At 40.1% G+C, this 15,240-nt stretch carries 18 protein-coding genes; 12 read left to right on the forward strand and 6 right to left on the reverse strand.

Features of this window, described 5'->3' with window-relative positions; genetic code table 11:
- Positions 1-105 precede the first annotated feature (105 nt).
- Complete coding sequence (locus HYG89_RS10610; protein ID WP_004973417.1) at positions 106-555, reverse strand: GNAT family N-acetyltransferase; 450 nt, start codon at positions 553-555, stop codon at positions 106-108.
- Between the two features lie 139 nt (positions 556-694).
- Between HYG89_RS10610 and HYG89_RS10615 the strand changes: the two genes are divergently transcribed.
- The 8 genes from HYG89_RS10615 to HYG89_RS10650 all read left to right on the forward strand — a co-directional run bounded on the left by HYG89_RS10615 (position 695) and on the right by HYG89_RS10650 (position 6,690).
- A complete protein-coding gene (locus HYG89_RS10615; protein ID WP_004973415.1) occupies positions 695-1,699 on the forward strand; it encodes an adenosine kinase in 1,005 nt (334 codons plus the stop codon).
- Positions 1,700-1,713: 14 nt separating this feature from the next.
- Positions 1,714-2,025, forward strand: a complete 312-nt coding sequence (locus HYG89_RS10620; protein ID WP_171287411.1) for a Rieske (2Fe-2S) protein — start codon at positions 1,714-1,716, stop codon at positions 2,023-2,025.
- A 152-nt stretch (positions 2,026-2,177) separates the two neighbouring features.
- Positions 2,178-2,786, forward strand: a complete 609-nt coding sequence (locus HYG89_RS10625) for an OB-fold-containig protein (protein ID WP_096900848.1) — start codon at positions 2,178-2,180, stop codon at positions 2,784-2,786.
- Positions 2,787-3,340: 554 nt separating this feature from the next.
- A complete protein-coding gene (gene cydP / locus HYG89_RS10630) occupies positions 3,341-3,532 on the forward strand; it encodes a cytochrome oxidase putative small subunit CydP (protein ID WP_004973408.1) in 192 nt (63 codons plus the stop codon).
- Positions 3,532-5,112, forward strand: a complete 1,581-nt coding sequence (locus HYG89_RS10635) for a cytochrome ubiquinol oxidase subunit I (protein WP_178867410.1) — start codon at positions 3,532-3,534, stop codon at positions 5,110-5,112. Before cydP ends, HYG89_RS10635 begins: the two co-directional genes overlap by 1 nt.
- 2 nt (positions 5,113-5,114) lie before the next feature.
- Positions 5,115-6,260 carry a cytochrome d ubiquinol oxidase subunit II gene (gene cydB, locus HYG89_RS10640; protein ID WP_004973405.1) on the forward strand — a complete coding sequence of 382 codons (1,146 nt, stop codon included), beginning with the start codon at positions 5,115-5,117 and terminating at the stop codon, positions 6,258-6,260.
- Between the two features lie 24 nt (positions 6,261-6,284).
- On the forward strand, positions 6,285-6,386 hold the full coding sequence (cydX, locus tag HYG89_RS10645; RefSeq protein WP_004860610.1) for a cytochrome bd-I oxidase subunit CydX: 102 nt from the start codon (positions 6,285-6,287) through the stop codon (positions 6,384-6,386).
- Between the two features lie 4 nt (positions 6,387-6,390).
- Positions 6,391-6,690 carry a cyd operon YbgE family protein gene (locus tag HYG89_RS10650; protein WP_004973403.1) on the forward strand — a complete coding sequence of 100 codons (300 nt, stop codon included), beginning with the start codon at positions 6,391-6,393 and terminating at the stop codon, positions 6,688-6,690.
- Between the two features lie 253 nt (positions 6,691-6,943).
- Here HYG89_RS10650 and aroC read toward each other — a convergent pair whose 3' ends face one another.
- The 3 genes from aroC to HYG89_RS10665 all read right to left on the reverse strand — a co-directional run bounded on the left by aroC (position 6,944) and on the right by HYG89_RS10665 (position 9,549).
- Entirely contained in the window at positions 6,944-8,038 is a 1,095-nt protein-coding gene (gene aroC / locus HYG89_RS10655) for a chorismate synthase (RefSeq protein WP_004973401.1), read from the reverse strand.
- Positions 8,039-8,051: 13 nt separating this feature from the next.
- Positions 8,052-9,062: a 50S ribosomal protein L3 N(5)-glutamine methyltransferase gene (gene prmB / locus HYG89_RS10660; protein ID WP_004973398.1), complete on the reverse strand. Its 1,011-nt coding sequence runs from the start codon at positions 9,060-9,062 to the stop codon at positions 8,052-8,054.
- A 106-nt stretch (positions 9,063-9,168) separates the two neighbouring features.
- The gene (locus HYG89_RS10665; RefSeq protein ID WP_004973395.1) at positions 9,169-9,549 is read right to left on the reverse strand and encodes a DUF1311 domain-containing protein; all 381 of its coding nucleotides are present in this window, start codon (positions 9,547-9,549) and stop codon (positions 9,169-9,171) included.
- Between the two features lie 230 nt (positions 9,550-9,779).
- Between HYG89_RS10665 and HYG89_RS10670 the strand changes: the two genes are divergently transcribed.
- The 4 genes from HYG89_RS10670 to HYG89_RS10685 all read left to right on the forward strand — a co-directional run bounded on the left by HYG89_RS10670 (position 9,780) and on the right by HYG89_RS10685 (position 14,433).
- On the forward strand, positions 9,780-10,085 hold the full coding sequence (locus tag HYG89_RS10670; RefSeq protein WP_154320717.1) for a hypothetical protein: 306 nt from the start codon (positions 9,780-9,782) through the stop codon (positions 10,083-10,085).
- Between the two features lie 143 nt (positions 10,086-10,228).
- Positions 10,229-11,602: an AarF/ABC1/UbiB kinase family protein gene (locus tag HYG89_RS10675; RefSeq protein ID WP_004973390.1), complete on the forward strand. Its 1,374-nt coding sequence runs from the start codon at positions 10,229-10,231 to the stop codon at positions 11,600-11,602.
- 269 nt (positions 11,603-11,871) lie between these two features.
- A complete protein-coding gene (locus HYG89_RS10680; protein WP_178867411.1) occupies positions 11,872-13,182 on the forward strand; it encodes an acyl-CoA dehydrogenase family protein in 1,311 nt (436 codons plus the stop codon).
- A 51-nt stretch (positions 13,183-13,233) separates the two neighbouring features.
- Positions 13,234-14,433, forward strand: a complete 1,200-nt coding sequence (locus HYG89_RS10685; RefSeq protein WP_178867412.1) for an acyl-CoA dehydrogenase family protein — start codon at positions 13,234-13,236, stop codon at positions 14,431-14,433.
- Positions 14,434-14,522: 89 nt separating this feature from the next.
- Here HYG89_RS10685 and HYG89_RS10690 read toward each other — a convergent pair whose 3' ends face one another.
- Positions 14,523-14,858 carry a type II toxin-antitoxin system PemK/MazF family toxin gene (locus HYG89_RS10690; RefSeq protein WP_096900853.1) on the reverse strand — a complete coding sequence of 112 codons (336 nt, stop codon included), beginning with the start codon at positions 14,856-14,858 and terminating at the stop codon, positions 14,523-14,525.
- Positions 14,858-15,106, reverse strand: a complete 249-nt coding sequence (locus tag HYG89_RS10695) for an AbrB/MazE/SpoVT family DNA-binding domain-containing protein (protein ID WP_178867413.1) — start codon at positions 15,104-15,106, stop codon at positions 14,858-14,860. The genes HYG89_RS10690 and HYG89_RS10695 overlap by 1 nt, the downstream gene beginning before the upstream one ends.
- Positions 15,107-15,240: the final 134 nt, after the last annotated feature.

Genomic DNA, 15,240 nt, shown 5'->3' on the forward strand with positions numbered 1-15,240 from the left:
AGCTTTAGTTCTTTAGATAATTCACGTTGAAAACCCGACTAAATTGATTGAAATTTGCAAAGTATCAACAAAATGCTGCCTACACTGCTTGTAGCAGAAGCAAAACTAGATCAGGTATTTAAAATAACTATAGTTTGGATGATTTTCGACATACACATAATTCTGTTTTTGATAAAAATGCGCTGCCGATTTGGTATCAGTGTTTAAACACAACGCCGAAAAATTAGCACGTGCTTTTTTCTCTAAATGTTGCAAGAGCTGTTTGCCTACGCCATGTTTACGATAATTTGGCAAAACATAAAAACGACGTACACGTCCAATACGACTTTCAATATCTTGCTCATTCCATTGCTGGTTTAAGCCACCACATGCAACCAATTGATCACCATCGTAAACAAACAATAAAAACTCACCAGGCTGATTAAAGCGGTTTTTACCACTTTCCCATTCTTCAATTAAACGATGGACAAAATCAAAGCCTTCTTGAGCAGCATGTTTGGCCAAAGTCTGAATTTGCGTTGGTAACTCTTGTGCTTCTTTAATTTCGATGTTCATCTAACCTTCCTGATAACTCTGCTAAACCCCTATTTTCCATCAATATCATTCATTCAACTGAATTTTATTCATGAAACTACAGCAATCCTGAGCATTGGTGTAAACTTAGCGTTTTTAATTTTGACTGTGATTTAAAGACATGGCAACTGTTGACCTTTTTGCAATTGGTAATGCATTAATTGACCAAGAATTTCAAGTCTCGGATGACTTTCTCATTCAACATAGCTTGCAAAAAGGTACTATGCAATTAACCGATGGTGAAACACAAGCAAATTTATACAACAACTTAATTAAAACACAAAGACATAAAGGCCAAGCTTCGGGTGGTTCTGCCGCAAATACCACCGTTGCATTTAGTGCTTTAGGTGGTCAAGCCTTCTATGCCTGCCGTGTTGGTAACGATGAATTGGGTGATATATACCTCAAAGGCTTAAATGAAGCAGGTATTCACACCACAACCAAATCGGTCAGTGAAGGCGTTACAGGGACTTGTATGGTACTTGTGAGTGATGACTCTGAACGTACCATGCACACTTACTTGGGCATTACCGCAGAACTTTCTGCTACACAAATTGATTTTGAGCCACTTAAAACAGCAAAATGGCTTTATATCGAAGGTTATTTATCTACTAGTGATACTGCACGTGCTGCGGTAAAACAAGCGCGTGAAATTGCCAAAGCCAATCAGGTTAAAATTGCACTGACTTTATCTGATCCTGCCATGGTGCAATATGCGCGTGAAGGTTTGGATGAGTTACTAGATGATGGTGTGGATTTGATCTTCTGTAACCAGCAAGAAGCCATGATGTACACAGGAACGGAAACGGCTGAAGCGGCATTAGAACAACTAAAACAAAAAAGCAAATACATTGTCATTACATTGAGCGCACAAGGTGCCCTAATTTATGATGGCAACAACGCTTTTTCTGTACCAGGTCGTCAAGTCACTGCTGTTGATGCCAACGGTGCGGGTGATGCCTTTGCAGGTTCATTCCTGTATGCACTCAATGCAGGCTTAGGTTTCCAAACTGCAGCTCAACTTGCCATTCTGATTTCAAGTGAAGTGGTTTCTCAATTCGGCCCTCGTCTTGCGGTAGAAGATTACGCTAAACTTTTGCATAGCATTCAAAAGGAATCTGCATAATGAATAAAATTTGTATGATGGAAGACATTCCTGAGCGTGAAGCACGTGCCTACGAAACGCCAAATGGTGACACAATTTTTATCACCCAACGTGATGGCATGTATTACGCTTACCAAAACGTCTGCCCACACCTACAAGTGGAATTAGAATTTTTAGAAAACCAATTCTTAGACCGCGACCAAGAATATATCGAATGCTCAACGCATGGTGCTTTATTTTTAGTTGAAACAGGTGAATGTATTTCTGGCCCATGTTTAGGTCAATCACTTGAGAAAGTTGAGATCAGCGTTCATTCAGATGGTGGGATTTACTTGATCAACGACTAACTTTTTTGCAACTTTCAGAAAGAAGCGAAAAGTTCCAAATCTTAGCTCTATACAAAACCAGATCATTTATCTATGCTCTCTAAGCAGAGTTAGATCAATGATCTGCATCTAATAACATCACCTATAAATATTTCAACACGTGAGTTTAGCGCATGCATGAGTTTTTATCTGATTTGAACTTAATGCCCTTTCATCTCAGCCTAGTTGTTTTATTGCTACTCAGCACTGTCGAAACGATTGGTTATTACTTTAATTTTCGCCCAAGTCAGTTGCTCAAACGTGCATTTTCACAACGAATTACAGAATCGCCACTTTTAGATGTTAAATTTTCTAAAGTACTGATTTTTGTTTTTTTACTGATGAATTTCAGTGTTGCAGGATATTTTTTACAGTTTTTGATTTACTCACAACAACAACATTTCGTTCCTGCTTATTACATTATTATTCCAGCGTTTATTATTGCCATCTTTTTTACAGTCTTCATGATTCACTGTTTAGACCAAGTGATTAAGCCCAAATATAGCGTGCGCCAAGTCGATTTACTCGGACGTTTAGCCACAATTTCCAGTGGTAATGCCCGTCCTGGTTTTTCTGCACAAGCACGTGTACGTGATGAGTTTGGGCAACTGCATTATGTGCAGGTTGAACCTGAATTTGGTGAACTTGAATTTCAAGCTCAAATTATTATTGTGCGCAAAAAAAGATCACACTATCTAGCTAAAAAAATTTCAGCATCAAATAACTTGTTTAGCAATCAATAAGTCATTTTTTAAGATTTAAAACCAATCACACTGACCTAAGAACGTTAAAATTTTTCACTCTATCTCAACGCAATCTGTTTATTTATAAATGATACACTTCATGTGATCTGAACAATATTTAAACAAACTTATTATGAAAAAATGCTATTTACGTTAGACTAAGCCAAAGACAAAGTACCACTACATTGTAGGGAAATAAAAAAAATGTGCGGAATCGTTATTAAACTTTAACAAATGAATGAGAATAATTATTAGCTGATAATATCTCTAATTTATTGTGGTTTTTAGATTGATTTTTATTCATAGCAATTTAGTCAGATTTGCTTTTTTAAAATATAAGTATTTTAGTCAGATTTGGAATTATTAATTACAAGTGTTCCTGTCAAGTTTAAAAAATACTAATTTCTCCCGTTTATTATCAGCAAAACACAAAAACAAACCACTGATTTATAATAAGTTAACAATATATTTTCATTTTAACTGTGCCAGCTATTTTTTTTTGTATGTTTTTGTTTAATAATATAAAACACAGTTTAAAAAATAGGCTTATAAAAGTGAGCTTAGTTCCTAAAGATTTAAATAGAAAAGTAGTTCGTGAACTCACGGTCATTTTAATAATTAAGGTCGTGCTGTTAATGGTCATCAAAAATATTTGGTTTGATGCCCCAACTATTCCTCAAAATTTTGATTCACAAGTTGCTGAGCGTATTGCTGGCAGTCCTTCCTCAATCAAGGAGACACGTTGATGATTTCTGAAAGCGTGGTCGATCTCTCGCGGTTCCAATTCGCAATGACCGCGATGTATCACTTTATTTTTGTTCCACTGACTTTAGGTCTGGCTTTTATTCTTGCCATTATGGAAACCACGTATGTGATTTCTGGTAAAGAAATTTATAAAGACATGACCAAATTCTGGGGAAAACTCTTCGGTATTAACTTTGCCTTAGGGGTAACCACTGGTTTAACCATGGAGTTCCAGTTTGGTACAAACTGGGCGTATTACTCACACTACGTGGGTGATATCTTTGGTGCACCACTCGCAATTGAAGGTTTAATGGCCTTCTTCTTAGAATCGACCTTCATTGGTTTATTCTTCTTTGGATGGGATCGCCTCTCCAAAGTGCAGCACTTATGTGTAACGTGGCTGGTTGCGCTTGGTTCTAATATGTCCGCTCTCTGGATTTTAGTTGCCAACGGCTGGATGCAGAACCCAGTTGGTTCTACCTTTAACTACGAAACCATGCGTATGGAATTGGTTGACTTCGGGGCGTTAATTTTTAACCCTGTTGCGCAAGTTAAATTCGTACACACTGTTTCTGCAGGTTATGTAACGGGTGCTATTTTCGTTTTAGCGATTTCAAGTTATTACTTATTGAAAAAGCAAGACTTGCCATTTGCGCGTCGTTCATTCGCTATTGCAGCAATTTTCGGTTTAGCTTCTACTTTATCTGTAATTCTACTTGGTGATGAATCAGGTTATGAATTAGGTGATGTTCAAAAAACCAAACTCGCAGCAATTGAAGCAGAATGGGATACTCACCCTGCTCCTGCAGCGTTCACTTTATTTGGTATTCCAAACAAAGAAACGCAAACGACAGATTACGCAGTTAAAATTCCTTATGTAATGGGGATTATTGCAACGCGTTCTATCACCGAAGAAGTGACTGGTATTAAAGACCTGATCGCAAACCACGAAGTTCGTATTCGTAACGGTATGGTTGCTTATCAACAACTTGAGCAATTACGTGCGGGCGACCAATCTCCTGAACTTAAAGCTGCATTTGAGCAAACTCAAACCGATTTGGGTTATGGTTTATTGTTGAAAAAATACACGCCAAACGTAGTAGATGCGACTGACGAACAAATTAAAATGGCTGCTGCGGATACTATTCCACACGTACCAAGTTTGTTCTGGGCATTCCGTGCCATGGTAGCTTCTGGTTTCTTAATGCTGTTGTTATTCGCACTTGCAACTTTTGCAGTGGCTAAACGCAACGCAGAAAGTAAACCTTGGTTATTAAAATTTGCGTTATTCTCATTACCATTACCTTGGATTGCAGCGCAAACAGGTTGGTATGTAGCAGAAGTTGGTCGTCAACCATGGACAATTGGTGAAGTACTTCCAACACACTTGTCTGCATCTTCACTCAGCACTGGCGACGTATGGGGCTCAATCATTGCATTGGCAGCGTTCTATACCGTTTTGCTGATTATTGAAATGTACTTGATGATCAAATTCTCACGTCTAGGCCCAAGCTCGCTTCATACTGGTAAATACCACTTCGAGAAAATTGAAGCTGCGAAAAAAGCCAATGAGGAGGCTTAAGCATGATCGAATATGAATTACTCAAAATCATTTGGTGGGTGTTAGTGGGTGTATTACTCATTGGCTTTGCCCTCACCGATGGCTTCGACATGGGCTCAATGGCGATCATGCCATTTGTAGGTAAAAATGACGAAGAACGCCGTGCTGCAATCAACACGATTGCACCGCACTGGGATGGTAACCAGGTTTGGTTCATTACAGCGGGTGGCGCGTTATTTGCTGCTTGGCCAATGGTATATGCAACAGCATTCTCAGGCATGTATTGGGCACTACTCTTAGTTCTGTTTGCCCTATTCCTGCGCCCAGTTGGTTTTGACTACCGCTCAAAACTTGAAAACACCAAATGGCGTACATCTTGGGACTGGGGTTTGGCTGTAGGTGGTGCAGTTCCTGCATTAGTATTCGGTGTTGCGTTTGGTAATATGTTCCTTGGCGTACCATTTACCCTAGACGAAACTGTACGTTCAACATATACAGGCAGCTTCTTTGCATTATTAAACCCATTTGCTTTAGTTTGTGGTTTAGTCAGCTTGTCTATGCTTTGTGCGCATGGTGGTGCATGGTTAATGCTGCGTACCGATGGTGACTTACGTGCACGCTCTGCAAAAGCAACGCAAATCATGGGTATTGTGTTCCTTGTGTGTTTCTTAGGTGCAGGCGCATGGTTATACTTCGGTGGTATCGAAGGTTATACCCTAGTCACTCCATACGACACGAATGGCGTAGCAAACCCATTGGCTAAAGAAGTTTTAACCAATGCAAACCCAGGCTGGATGAATAACTACTCAGCGTACCCTATTACCATGATTGCACCAATTATGGGCATCTTGGGCGGTATTTTGATTATTCTTGCAGCAGGTAAAAACAAAGCTGGTTTAAGTTTCACAGGTTCATCTTTAGCGGTGATCGGTGCGATTTTAACTGCAGGTTTTGCATTGTTCCCATTCTTAATGCCATCAAGCCTCAACCCAGTTGCAAGCTTGACCATGTGGGATGCGGTATCAAGTAAAAACACATTAACTGTAATGACTGTTGCAGCATGTATCTTCGTACCAATTATTTTGCTATACACCACTTGGTGTTACTACAAAATGTGGGGCGTTATCACCAACAAGCACATTAAAGAGAATTCACACAGCCTTTACTAAGGCTGTGTCTAAGGAGAATAAATTATGTGGTACTTTGCATGGATTCTCGGTATTCTGATGGCATGCTTTGCAGGTGTCTTGAGTGCCCTGTATATTGAATCTCATCAAGACCTTGACGAGGAATAATTAGATGACAGACACTGCAGTGAACGCTGAAACAACAGTTCAAAAACCGAACAAGATTGCGATGGTTATTTCATGTTTATTGGCATTCCCACTCGCAGCTGTACTGCTTCTTCATCCAGCAGCAATGTTGGATGCCAACGGTGAATATAGCCACCGTGCCATGATGTTTATTATGATTGGTATTTCAGGTGGCTTTGTACACGGTGTTGGTTTTATTCCACGCTTTTGGTTTTGGAAATGGTTATTTAGCCCATTTGTGGCTTGGCCATTGATGATTTGGGGTTATTACACTTGGTTTCTTTAATGAGGTGTAAATAAATTCCTTGAAAAGAGCGCAATATGCGCTCTTTTTTATTGGCTTAATATTTAGGAGCCGCAGATCATTCCTCTGCATCTTCACCATATAAAACAGCGTATAAAATTTTGAAACTTACAATCTAAAAGATGAACTAATCTCAAAATTCAGGTATTAAAAAGCCAAACGCTGTGGTTTGGCTTCTTTCTCAACAATATTTTTATAACTATCGATGACAATACGTCTTGCTTAAAGCATATTGTTATTTTGGCTCAATGGGTGCAAACGGTGCAACCACATCGGCATTTTGCGCACGATGACGCATGAAATGATCCATCAACACAATCGCAAGCATAGCTTCTGCAATTGGCGTTGCACGCACACCTACGCAAGGATCATGGCGTCCTTTGGTCAGTACGTCTGTATCTTCACGGTTTAAATTAATGGTTTTGCCTGGCGTGGTAATACTGGCTGTTGGTTTTAAAGCAATCGCAACACGAATATCTTGACCACTAGAAATACCGCCTAAAATACCGCCTGCATGGTTCGCCAAAAAGCCGTCAGTGGTCAGTTCATCACGGGTTTCATGCCCAAACTGCGCTGCCACTGCAAAACCATCTCCAATTTCAACGCCTTTCACAGCATTGATAGACATCATGGCATGGGCAATATCGGCATCTAAACGATCAAAAACAGGTTCGCCCCAACCCACAGGCACTTTTTCAGCCACAATTTCCAGTTTTGCACCACAGCTTGTACCCTGTTCACGCAATGACGTTACCAATGCTTCAAAACGTGGTACAGCATCGGCATCGCCACAGAAAAATGGATTGTTTGGTACTTCGTTCCAATCTAGCTTTTCAGCTTTTTCTGTACCAATTTGAGTGACGTGACCACGAATCACAATTCCAAATTTTTCGAACAGGTATTTTTTTGCAATTGCACCTGCTGCAACGCGCATTGCTGTTTCACGTGCGCTTGAACGTCCACCACCACGATAATCGCGGAAACCATACTTTTGCGTATAGGTATAATCTGCATGCCCAGGGCGGAAAGTCTGTGCAATATTACCGTAGTCTTTCGATTTTTGGTCAGTATTACGAATCAGTAAACCAATTGAAGTTCCAGTGGTTTTACCTTCAAAGACACCTGAAATAATTTCAACTTCATCGGGTTCTTTACGCTGTGTCGCAAACTTAGACGTACCCGGTTTACGGCGATCTAAATCTTTTTGTAAATCTTCTGCAGACAGTTCAATCCCCGGTGGCACGCCATCGACAATCGCCATCAGACCTACGCCATGAGATTCACCACAAGTCGTTACACGGAAAAGTTGCCCTATACTATTACCTGCCACGTCCAACGACTCCTTATGCTTGAACAGATTGAATAAATAAATCGCGATATTGACGGCATTGTGCTGCAGTCAATGCAAAAATACCTGAACCACCTTTTTGGAATTTTAACCAGTGCAAATCAACCGTGTTGAAATTCTGTTTCATCGCCCATTCAGAATTACCTACTTCAATCACAATCAGACCATCTTCAGTTAAGTAATCTGCCGCCTGCGCCAACATTTTACGGACTAAATCTAAGCCGTCTTGCCCTGCTGCCAATGCCAATTCTGGCTCATGATGGAATTCTTCAGGTAAATCTGCCATATCTTCCGCATCAACATACGGCGGGTTAGATACGATTAAATCATACTGATTTTCGGCTGGGATTTTGGCGAATAAATCAGACTCAAGCAACGCCACTTGGTATTGTTTGTTGTGATGTTCACAGTTAATTTGTGCGACTTCCAAAGCATCTTTTGAAATGTCAGTTGCATCGACTTCAGCATCTGGAAAAGCATAAGCCAAAGCAATCGCAATACAACCTGAACCCGTGCACATATCCAAAATACGTTGTGGGGTTTTAGGCGCAGCATTGGCTGGTAAATTGTTATCTGCTTCGCGCATTTGACCTTCTTCATCTAGGCAATATGGCGCAAAACGATTTTCAATTAGCTCGGCAATAGGTGAACGTGGAATTAGAACACGCTCATCGACATAAAATGGTTTTCCGAAGAAATACGCCAAGTTTAATAAGTAAGAAGTTGGTACTTTTTCATTGATACGACGTTCGAGCAAGCTTAAAAATTCAGCTGCTTCGCTCGGCAATAATTTAGCATCTAAAATTTCAGCGTCTGCATTCCAGTCTAAAGACAAAGTTTGCAACACCAATGCAGAACTTTCTGCAAAATAATCTTCTGTACCTTGACCTAAATGTGCATCGTATTGACGTAGTGCTGTAACCCCAAAGCGAATAAAATCACGAATGGTTGATAGGTTTTCAGCAGCTTCCTGCAAATGTTCAGGGCTAATTGTCGGTCGATCCACTTAAGGCGCTCCAAGGTCAAATTTTAAAACGCCTTATGATACCTTGTTTTGCTCGGTTTTATAATGTTTAAGCAGTTTCCAAGTAATTTATTTACTATGGTTTTACTTATTTGATTCCCACAAACTGACCTTGATAATAATCAGCGCGCTCTGCTGTTTGCAGCAAAACACATTGTGCACGTTGTAATGCGGCAAAATCGCTTTGAGTCGATAAATAACAGCGTTGTTTTACACGGTTTTCCCAAAGTTGATGCTGTTGTTGAATATTACTGGCATTGCCTGCGCTGCGTTTTACATAGGCTTTATAGTGTTTTTTGAGTCGTTTGGTTTGTGCTTTTTGCTCAGTTTTAATACATTTTTGCGATTGGGAAATTTTGCCATAACTATTGTTCATACATTGCGTATAGCCTTGTGAAACGCCATTCGCCCAAACTTGAGCTGTACCCAAAGTCAGCATCCCCAATAGTGTAAATATCCAAACTTTCATATTTTCCCCTGAGCGCAGTCTGTTTTTAAAGCGCGGTAAATTTTCAATATTTTATAATTTTACAAAACCCAAATTGCTGCATTGATGCTACAAGATTCAGGTTAAAAAGCATATAGTCAATCCCCTGCTTTTTATGATTCAGTCTATGATAAATTCACAACAATCATTGAAAAATGTGACAATATCCCAATAATTGAATTACTCATTTTATAGATGAAACTTTCAGCCTTATGAGCTACAAACACAATAATTTGATGGCCATGCGCCAAAGCTATTGGAACGACAACCACTCCGAAGCAGTCTTGATTGAAAAACAATTTTTTCAGCAAATTTTGATTGAAAACGGCATTTTTGAAAATTCGTCATTAGATGATGCCAAATATCTATTTTTTAGTTTGCCCAGCGTGATTATTGTTAAGGGATATGCGCATGGTTTTTTACACGATTCTGTAAAATTGATGATTCTCAAATTTATCCAAGACAACAAAGCGCAATTGATGAAAAAAGCCGAAACCAAAGTGCAATATCGGATGTAAAAGTACTTTTAAGCCGTTTTTCATACTTTTTTCACGAGGAAACTCGTCGTTCAGCAAGTTGAACTTTTTTAATACGTTAAGACGCGCTAATATCCGTTACAATCTAATTTTCCTGCGTATTGCTGATTTAAGGATTGATTTTAATGTCAGATCAGAACGATAAGCTTAAACAACTCAAGACTTCCTCTATGGATCGACGCTTATCCATCGCAAAGGCATCTTTACTTGCAGGAACACGATGGGCAGCCTCGAATGCCACCTCTATGTTTTCAAGCGAAGAAGAAAAAGAACGTAAACGAAAAAAAGCCATGAAAGAACAAGCCGATTACTTGGTGGCTGAAATTGGCAAACTCAAAGGCTCTATCGTGAAGATTGGGCAAATGATGGCGCTGTACGGCGAACATTTTTTACCTGAAGAAATTACGCAAGCACTCAACACGCTGAATAACCAGACTGTCGCATTGGCATGGCCTGCGATTAAACAGCAATTACAGGCACAGTTAGGTGCCAAACTTGATGATCTCACCATTGATCATGAGCCATTAGGTACAGCCTCTTTGGCTCAAGTTCACCGCGCGACCCGCAAGTCGGATGGTTTGGAGTTGGTATTAAAAATCCAATATCCAGGCGTAGCAGATGCGATTGACTCAGACATGAGCCTATTTAGAAATATGCTCAAATTGACACGCATGGTGCCGCAAACCCGTGAATTTGATCAGTGGTTTGATGAAGTGCGTGAAATGATGCATCGTGAAGTCAACTATCAAATTGAAGCGGAAACGACACGTCGTTTTGCTGCCCGTTTAAAAGATGATCCGCGCTACATTGTGCCGCAAATTGTGGATGAATACTGTAGCGACCAAGTGCTGTGTATGACCTTTGAACGTGGCGTACCGATTAACAGCCCTGTCATGCTCTCATTACCTCAAGAACGCCGTAACCAATTAGGCGAAGCCTCTTTAGAAATTGCTGTGCGTGAAGTATTTGAATGGGGCGAAATGCAGACTGACCCGAACTTTGGCAACTACTTAGTTCGCTTAGGTAATGGTGAAGATATTCACGATAAAATTGTACTGCTCGACTTTGGTGCTATTCGTCAATTTGATCAACACTTGCTGACTGTGGCGCGTAATTTGATCAAGGCGGGTTATTACCACGACCCACAAATGATGGTGAATGCCATGACGGGTTATGAGTTTTTTGACAGCATCCCTGAAAGCATTAAACCTGACATGGCAAAAGTGTTTCTATTGGCAACCGAAGCCTTTAGTCACTTAGACAATAACCGCGATTTACCTGCAGGCGTGATGGATGAACAATCGCGCTATGACTGGAAAAAAAGTCAGCTGCATAGCCGTGTCATGCAACAAGCATCTAAATCGATGGCTTCGCGTTACTTTAGTGTGCCGCCTAAAGAATTTATGTTTATTAGCCGTAAATTTATTGGTGCCTACACCTTTATGACCGTGATTGATGCGAAAACCAATGTCCGCAAAATGATTCAAAAGTTTATTTAAGTCCCAACTTTTATTTCTTTGATCAAAGCTGTTATATAGACCTAAATGATTGTTGCCCACTCGATGCAATTGTCATTTAGGTCAATTTATTTTAAAAGCGTAGATTTCTATAAAATTAATAATCTATAAAAATCCACATATTAGTCCAGTTATAAGAAAATTTTTACCGTTTATCTTTGACAATTCTGCATGTCAGCAATGACATAGTTTTTTTATAGTCTGCATGTCAGCATAAAAAACAAGCATTCTCTGTGTAGGACAACACAATCATGAGTCAAATGATAAACAAAGCCCAAGGATTCGGCTTAGCGCTACTCACTAAAATGGCATCGAGTGATCTGCTCGATCAATTCAAATTACGCAAATGGGTTGAACAATCTCTATATCACTCAGCCAAAGCAGGTTTTAAAACCTTTGAAACCACTCAAAAAAATTTTAAAAGCACACAAAAATTACCGCAACAACGACTGACACGTCAATCCAAAGATTTATTTGATTTGTCATTGAGTGAAGAACAGCAAATGCTGGTCGATGCCATGCAGCAATTTGCTACAGAAGTGATCTATCCATTGGCACATCAGGCAGATCATGATACGAAATTCCCACAAGTATTATGGCAATACAGCACAGATTTAGGTTTGAACACCTATGCTCTGCCCGAAGCTTTAGGCGGTGTTGCCACTGAACAAAATATTGTCAGCCATATTTTAATTGCCGAACAATTGGCACGTGGCGACTTTGGCTTAACCGCAGGATTACTTTCCACATTTGGCGTAATGAATGCCATAACTCGCTGGGGTTCAGAACAGGTTCAAAATCAGTATTTATCTGCGCTTTCCGAAACAGACGCGAACCATCCAACGCCACTTCAAGCCACTTTTGCGATTCAGGAAAATACTGCTGCGTTTAATCCGTATCAGCTAAAAACCAAAGCGACTTTGCAAAATGGACAGTACCTAATTACAGGTGAAAAAACGCTGGTGATTTTGGCCGAAACAGCAGATTTATTTTTGGTTAGTGCAGAGCTAAATGGTCAAGCCGATGTGTTCATTGTGCAACGTGATGCTTCTATTCAATTTAAAGCAGCGCCTGCAATGGGCTTAAAAGCCTGCGAAACGGCGACTTTAAAGTTTAATCAAACCCCTGCGGAGCGTTTAGGCACAGATGATTTCGATTACAGCGCATTTTTAGATTTAGGCAATCTCATGTGGTGCGCCATGGCAGTTGGTTGCTGTGAAGCAGTGAAAAGTTATTGTATTCGCTATGCCAATGAGCGCACTGCATTTGGCGAACCAATTTCACATCGTCAAAGTGTGGCTTTTATGATTGCAGATATGGCCATTGAAATTGAAGCCATGCGCATGCTGTTGCTGAATGCAGCGAGTCTTGCCGAATCGGGTAAAAACTTTCATCGAGAAGCATATTTAGCACGTCTGCTCTGTGCAGAAAAATCTATGCAAATTGCCACCAATGGCGTGCAAATTTTAGGTGGTCATGGCTTTACCAAAGAACATCCTGTAGAGCGTTGGTATCGTGATTTACGTGCGACTGCAATTATGCATTCAGGCTTGCATGCTTAATCTCACACCATCAATAAACGATAGCCAGCTAGAAAAATAAGGAATACATCCATGAATTTACAAAATCCAAAAAAATTCAAAATGTTGGTCGATCAGGCACATGAAGTTGCTTTAAATGTATTACGTCCCATTTCAAGGAAATATGATAAAGCCGAACACGCCTACCCGAAAGAATTAGACATGCTTGCCGCCTTAGTTGATGGTATGAACCAAGCGGGCGATGGCATGAATGCAGGTGCAGCAGTCAACAAACGTGGTGACACATCTACAGGTAACAAAAATGGCGTAAATATGTCTACCGCACTGAGTATTGTCGAAATGTGTTATGGCGATACAGGTTTATTACTCAGTATGCCACGCCAAGGTTTAGGTAATTCTGCGATTGCTGCGGTGGCCAATGAAGAACAATTACAACGCTTTAATGGTGTTTGGGCAGCCATGGCAATTACCGAACCCAACTGTGGTTCTGACTCTGCGGCTATTCGTACCACTGCCACCAAAGTAGACAATGAATATATTTTAAATGGTGAAAAGATTTTTGTGACCTCTGGTGACCGCGCCGATGCCGTTGTTGTGTGGGCAACCTTAGACAAAAAACTGGGACGTGCTGCGATCAAATCCTTTGTTGTGACTAAGGGCACACCTCGCATGACCGTGGAACGCTTAGAACATAAATTAGGGATTAAAGCCTCGGACACAGCAACAATTCGATTTGAAAATTGCCGTGTTCCTGCGAGCAACCTTTTAGGCAATACAGAAATTGATGTTGCCAAAGGGTTTGCAGGTGTGATGGAAACCTTTGATAACACTCGCCCTTTGGTGGCAGCTATGGCCGTTGGTTGTGCCAAAGCCGCTTTAGAGCGGATTAAGGAAATTTTTAAAGACCAATTAGATGCAAATTATGCCACGCCCTATTTACAGTGTTCACATATCGCAGCACAGACTTATCGGATGGAAGCAGAATGGGAAGCCGCACGTTTATTGATGCTCAAAGCAGCATGGATGGCAGACAATAAACAGCCTAACTCACGCGAAGCTTCTATTTCCAAAGCCAAAGCTGGTCGCGTGTGTAATGAAATCACGCTCAGGTGTGTCGAGTTAGCTGCATCGGTGGGTTATAACGAAGATGAGTTATTGGAAAAATGGGCACGTGATTCGAAAATTTTAGATATTTTTGAAGGTACGCAACAGATTCAGCTATTGATTATTGCCCGTCGTGAATTAGGTAAAAGTTCGAGTGAGCTCAAGTGATTTTATGATTTAAGGCATATAGTAAAGTAAGATAAAAGACAGATTTTCATAGAAATATTGCTATAAATTTCTGTCTTTTTCGATATAAATTAATCTTCAGGTGAAAAAATTGCGATATATCTTGCTAAAACCTCATCCAAAACATCTGCGTGCGAGGATTCTAAAAACCGCGCGTGTCTAGCTTCAAAATCTAAAGCTCTAGATTGATCACAACGCACAATACCTGTAGTTTTCCCACCAATAAGCTCTACAGCGAAACCCATATTTCGTGCAAAGTTTCCACCAGAAGTAATAGGCAAAACAATCGGCATTTTAGTAATAAGATTAAATGACTTAGGTGAAATAACAAATACAGGTCGCTTACCTTGTTGTTCATGTCCAAGTGTTGGATCTAATGAAATCAAATAAATATCGCCTTGATTCATTAGATTTCTTCTCGCCCAACTGCTTTTACATCATGCCACGCATCTGGCTCTAATGCTAAAGCTTGATGCTCTTGCAGCAAGTCAGCCAATTTATAAGATGGCTTCGCTTTAGGTTCGACCACTAACTTACCATTCACAATGCTCAGAGAAACTTCCTTTCCCGCATCTAAACCTAAACTTTTTAATAATGTAGGCGGTACGGCAAGCATGACCGAACCACCTACTTTTCTCAAGTTTGTATGAATCATACCCACCTCAATATTATATAAATATATAACTTTATTATGCGCCAAAATGAGATGAAGTCAATTCATAGTAAGATGAGTGAAAATAGACATCTGGTATACATCTCAATCTTTCCTTTGAAAGATATATACAAAAG

Origin of the sequence: Acinetobacter sp. SwsAc5 (assembly GCF_013391485.1) — a bacterium.
GTDB lineage: Bacteria > Pseudomonadota > Gammaproteobacteria > Pseudomonadales > Moraxellaceae > Acinetobacter > Acinetobacter towneri.

What these genes read in the sequence shown, in the direction of transcription:
- HYG89_RS10685 (WP_178867412.1), top strand. Translation starts at nt 13,234, where the DNA reads ATGAATTTACAAAATCCAAAAAAATTCAAAATGTTGGTCGATCAGGCA.
- HYG89_RS10665 (WP_004973395.1), bottom strand. Translation starts at nt 9,549, where the DNA reads ATGAAAGTTTGGATATTTACACTATTGGGGATGCTGACTTTGGGTACA.
- HYG89_RS10635 (WP_178867410.1), top strand. Translation starts at nt 3,532, where the DNA reads ATGATTTCTGAAAGCGTGGTCGATCTCTCGCGGTTCCAATTCGCAATG.
- HYG89_RS10610 (WP_004973417.1), bottom strand. Translation starts at nt 555, where the DNA reads ATGAACATCGAAATTAAAGAAGCACAAGAGTTACCAACGCAAATTCAG.
- HYG89_RS10650 (WP_004973403.1), top strand. Translation starts at nt 6,391, where the DNA reads ATGACAGACACTGCAGTGAACGCTGAAACAACAGTTCAAAAACCGAAC.
- HYG89_RS10625 (WP_096900848.1), top strand. Translation starts at nt 2,178, where the DNA reads ATGCATGAGTTTTTATCTGATTTGAACTTAATGCCCTTTCATCTCAGC.
- HYG89_RS10670 (WP_154320717.1), top strand. Translation starts at nt 9,780, where the DNA reads ATGAGCTACAAACACAATAATTTGATGGCCATGCGCCAAAGCTATTGG.
- HYG89_RS10695 (WP_178867413.1), bottom strand. Translation starts at nt 15,106, where the DNA reads ATGATTCATACAAACTTGAGAAAAGTAGGTGGTTCGGTCATGCTTGCC.
- HYG89_RS10615 (WP_004973415.1), top strand. Translation starts at nt 695, where the DNA reads ATGGCAACTGTTGACCTTTTTGCAATTGGTAATGCATTAATTGACCAA.
- HYG89_RS10690 (WP_096900853.1), bottom strand. Translation starts at nt 14,858, where the DNA reads ATGAATCAAGGCGATATTTATTTGATTTCATTAGATCCAACACTTGGA.
- HYG89_RS10620 (WP_171287411.1), top strand. Translation starts at nt 1,714, where the DNA reads ATGATGGAAGACATTCCTGAGCGTGAAGCACGTGCCTACGAAACGCCA.
- HYG89_RS10680 (WP_178867411.1), top strand. Translation starts at nt 11,872, where the DNA reads ATGAGTCAAATGATAAACAAAGCCCAAGGATTCGGCTTAGCGCTACTC.
- cydB (WP_004973405.1), top strand. Translation starts at nt 5,115, where the DNA reads ATGATCGAATATGAATTACTCAAAATCATTTGGTGGGTGTTAGTGGGT.
- cydX (WP_004860610.1), top strand. Translation starts at nt 6,285, where the DNA reads ATGTGGTACTTTGCATGGATTCTCGGTATTCTGATGGCATGCTTTGCA.
- HYG89_RS10675 (WP_004973390.1), top strand. Translation starts at nt 10,229, where the DNA reads ATGTCAGATCAGAACGATAAGCTTAAACAACTCAAGACTTCCTCTATG.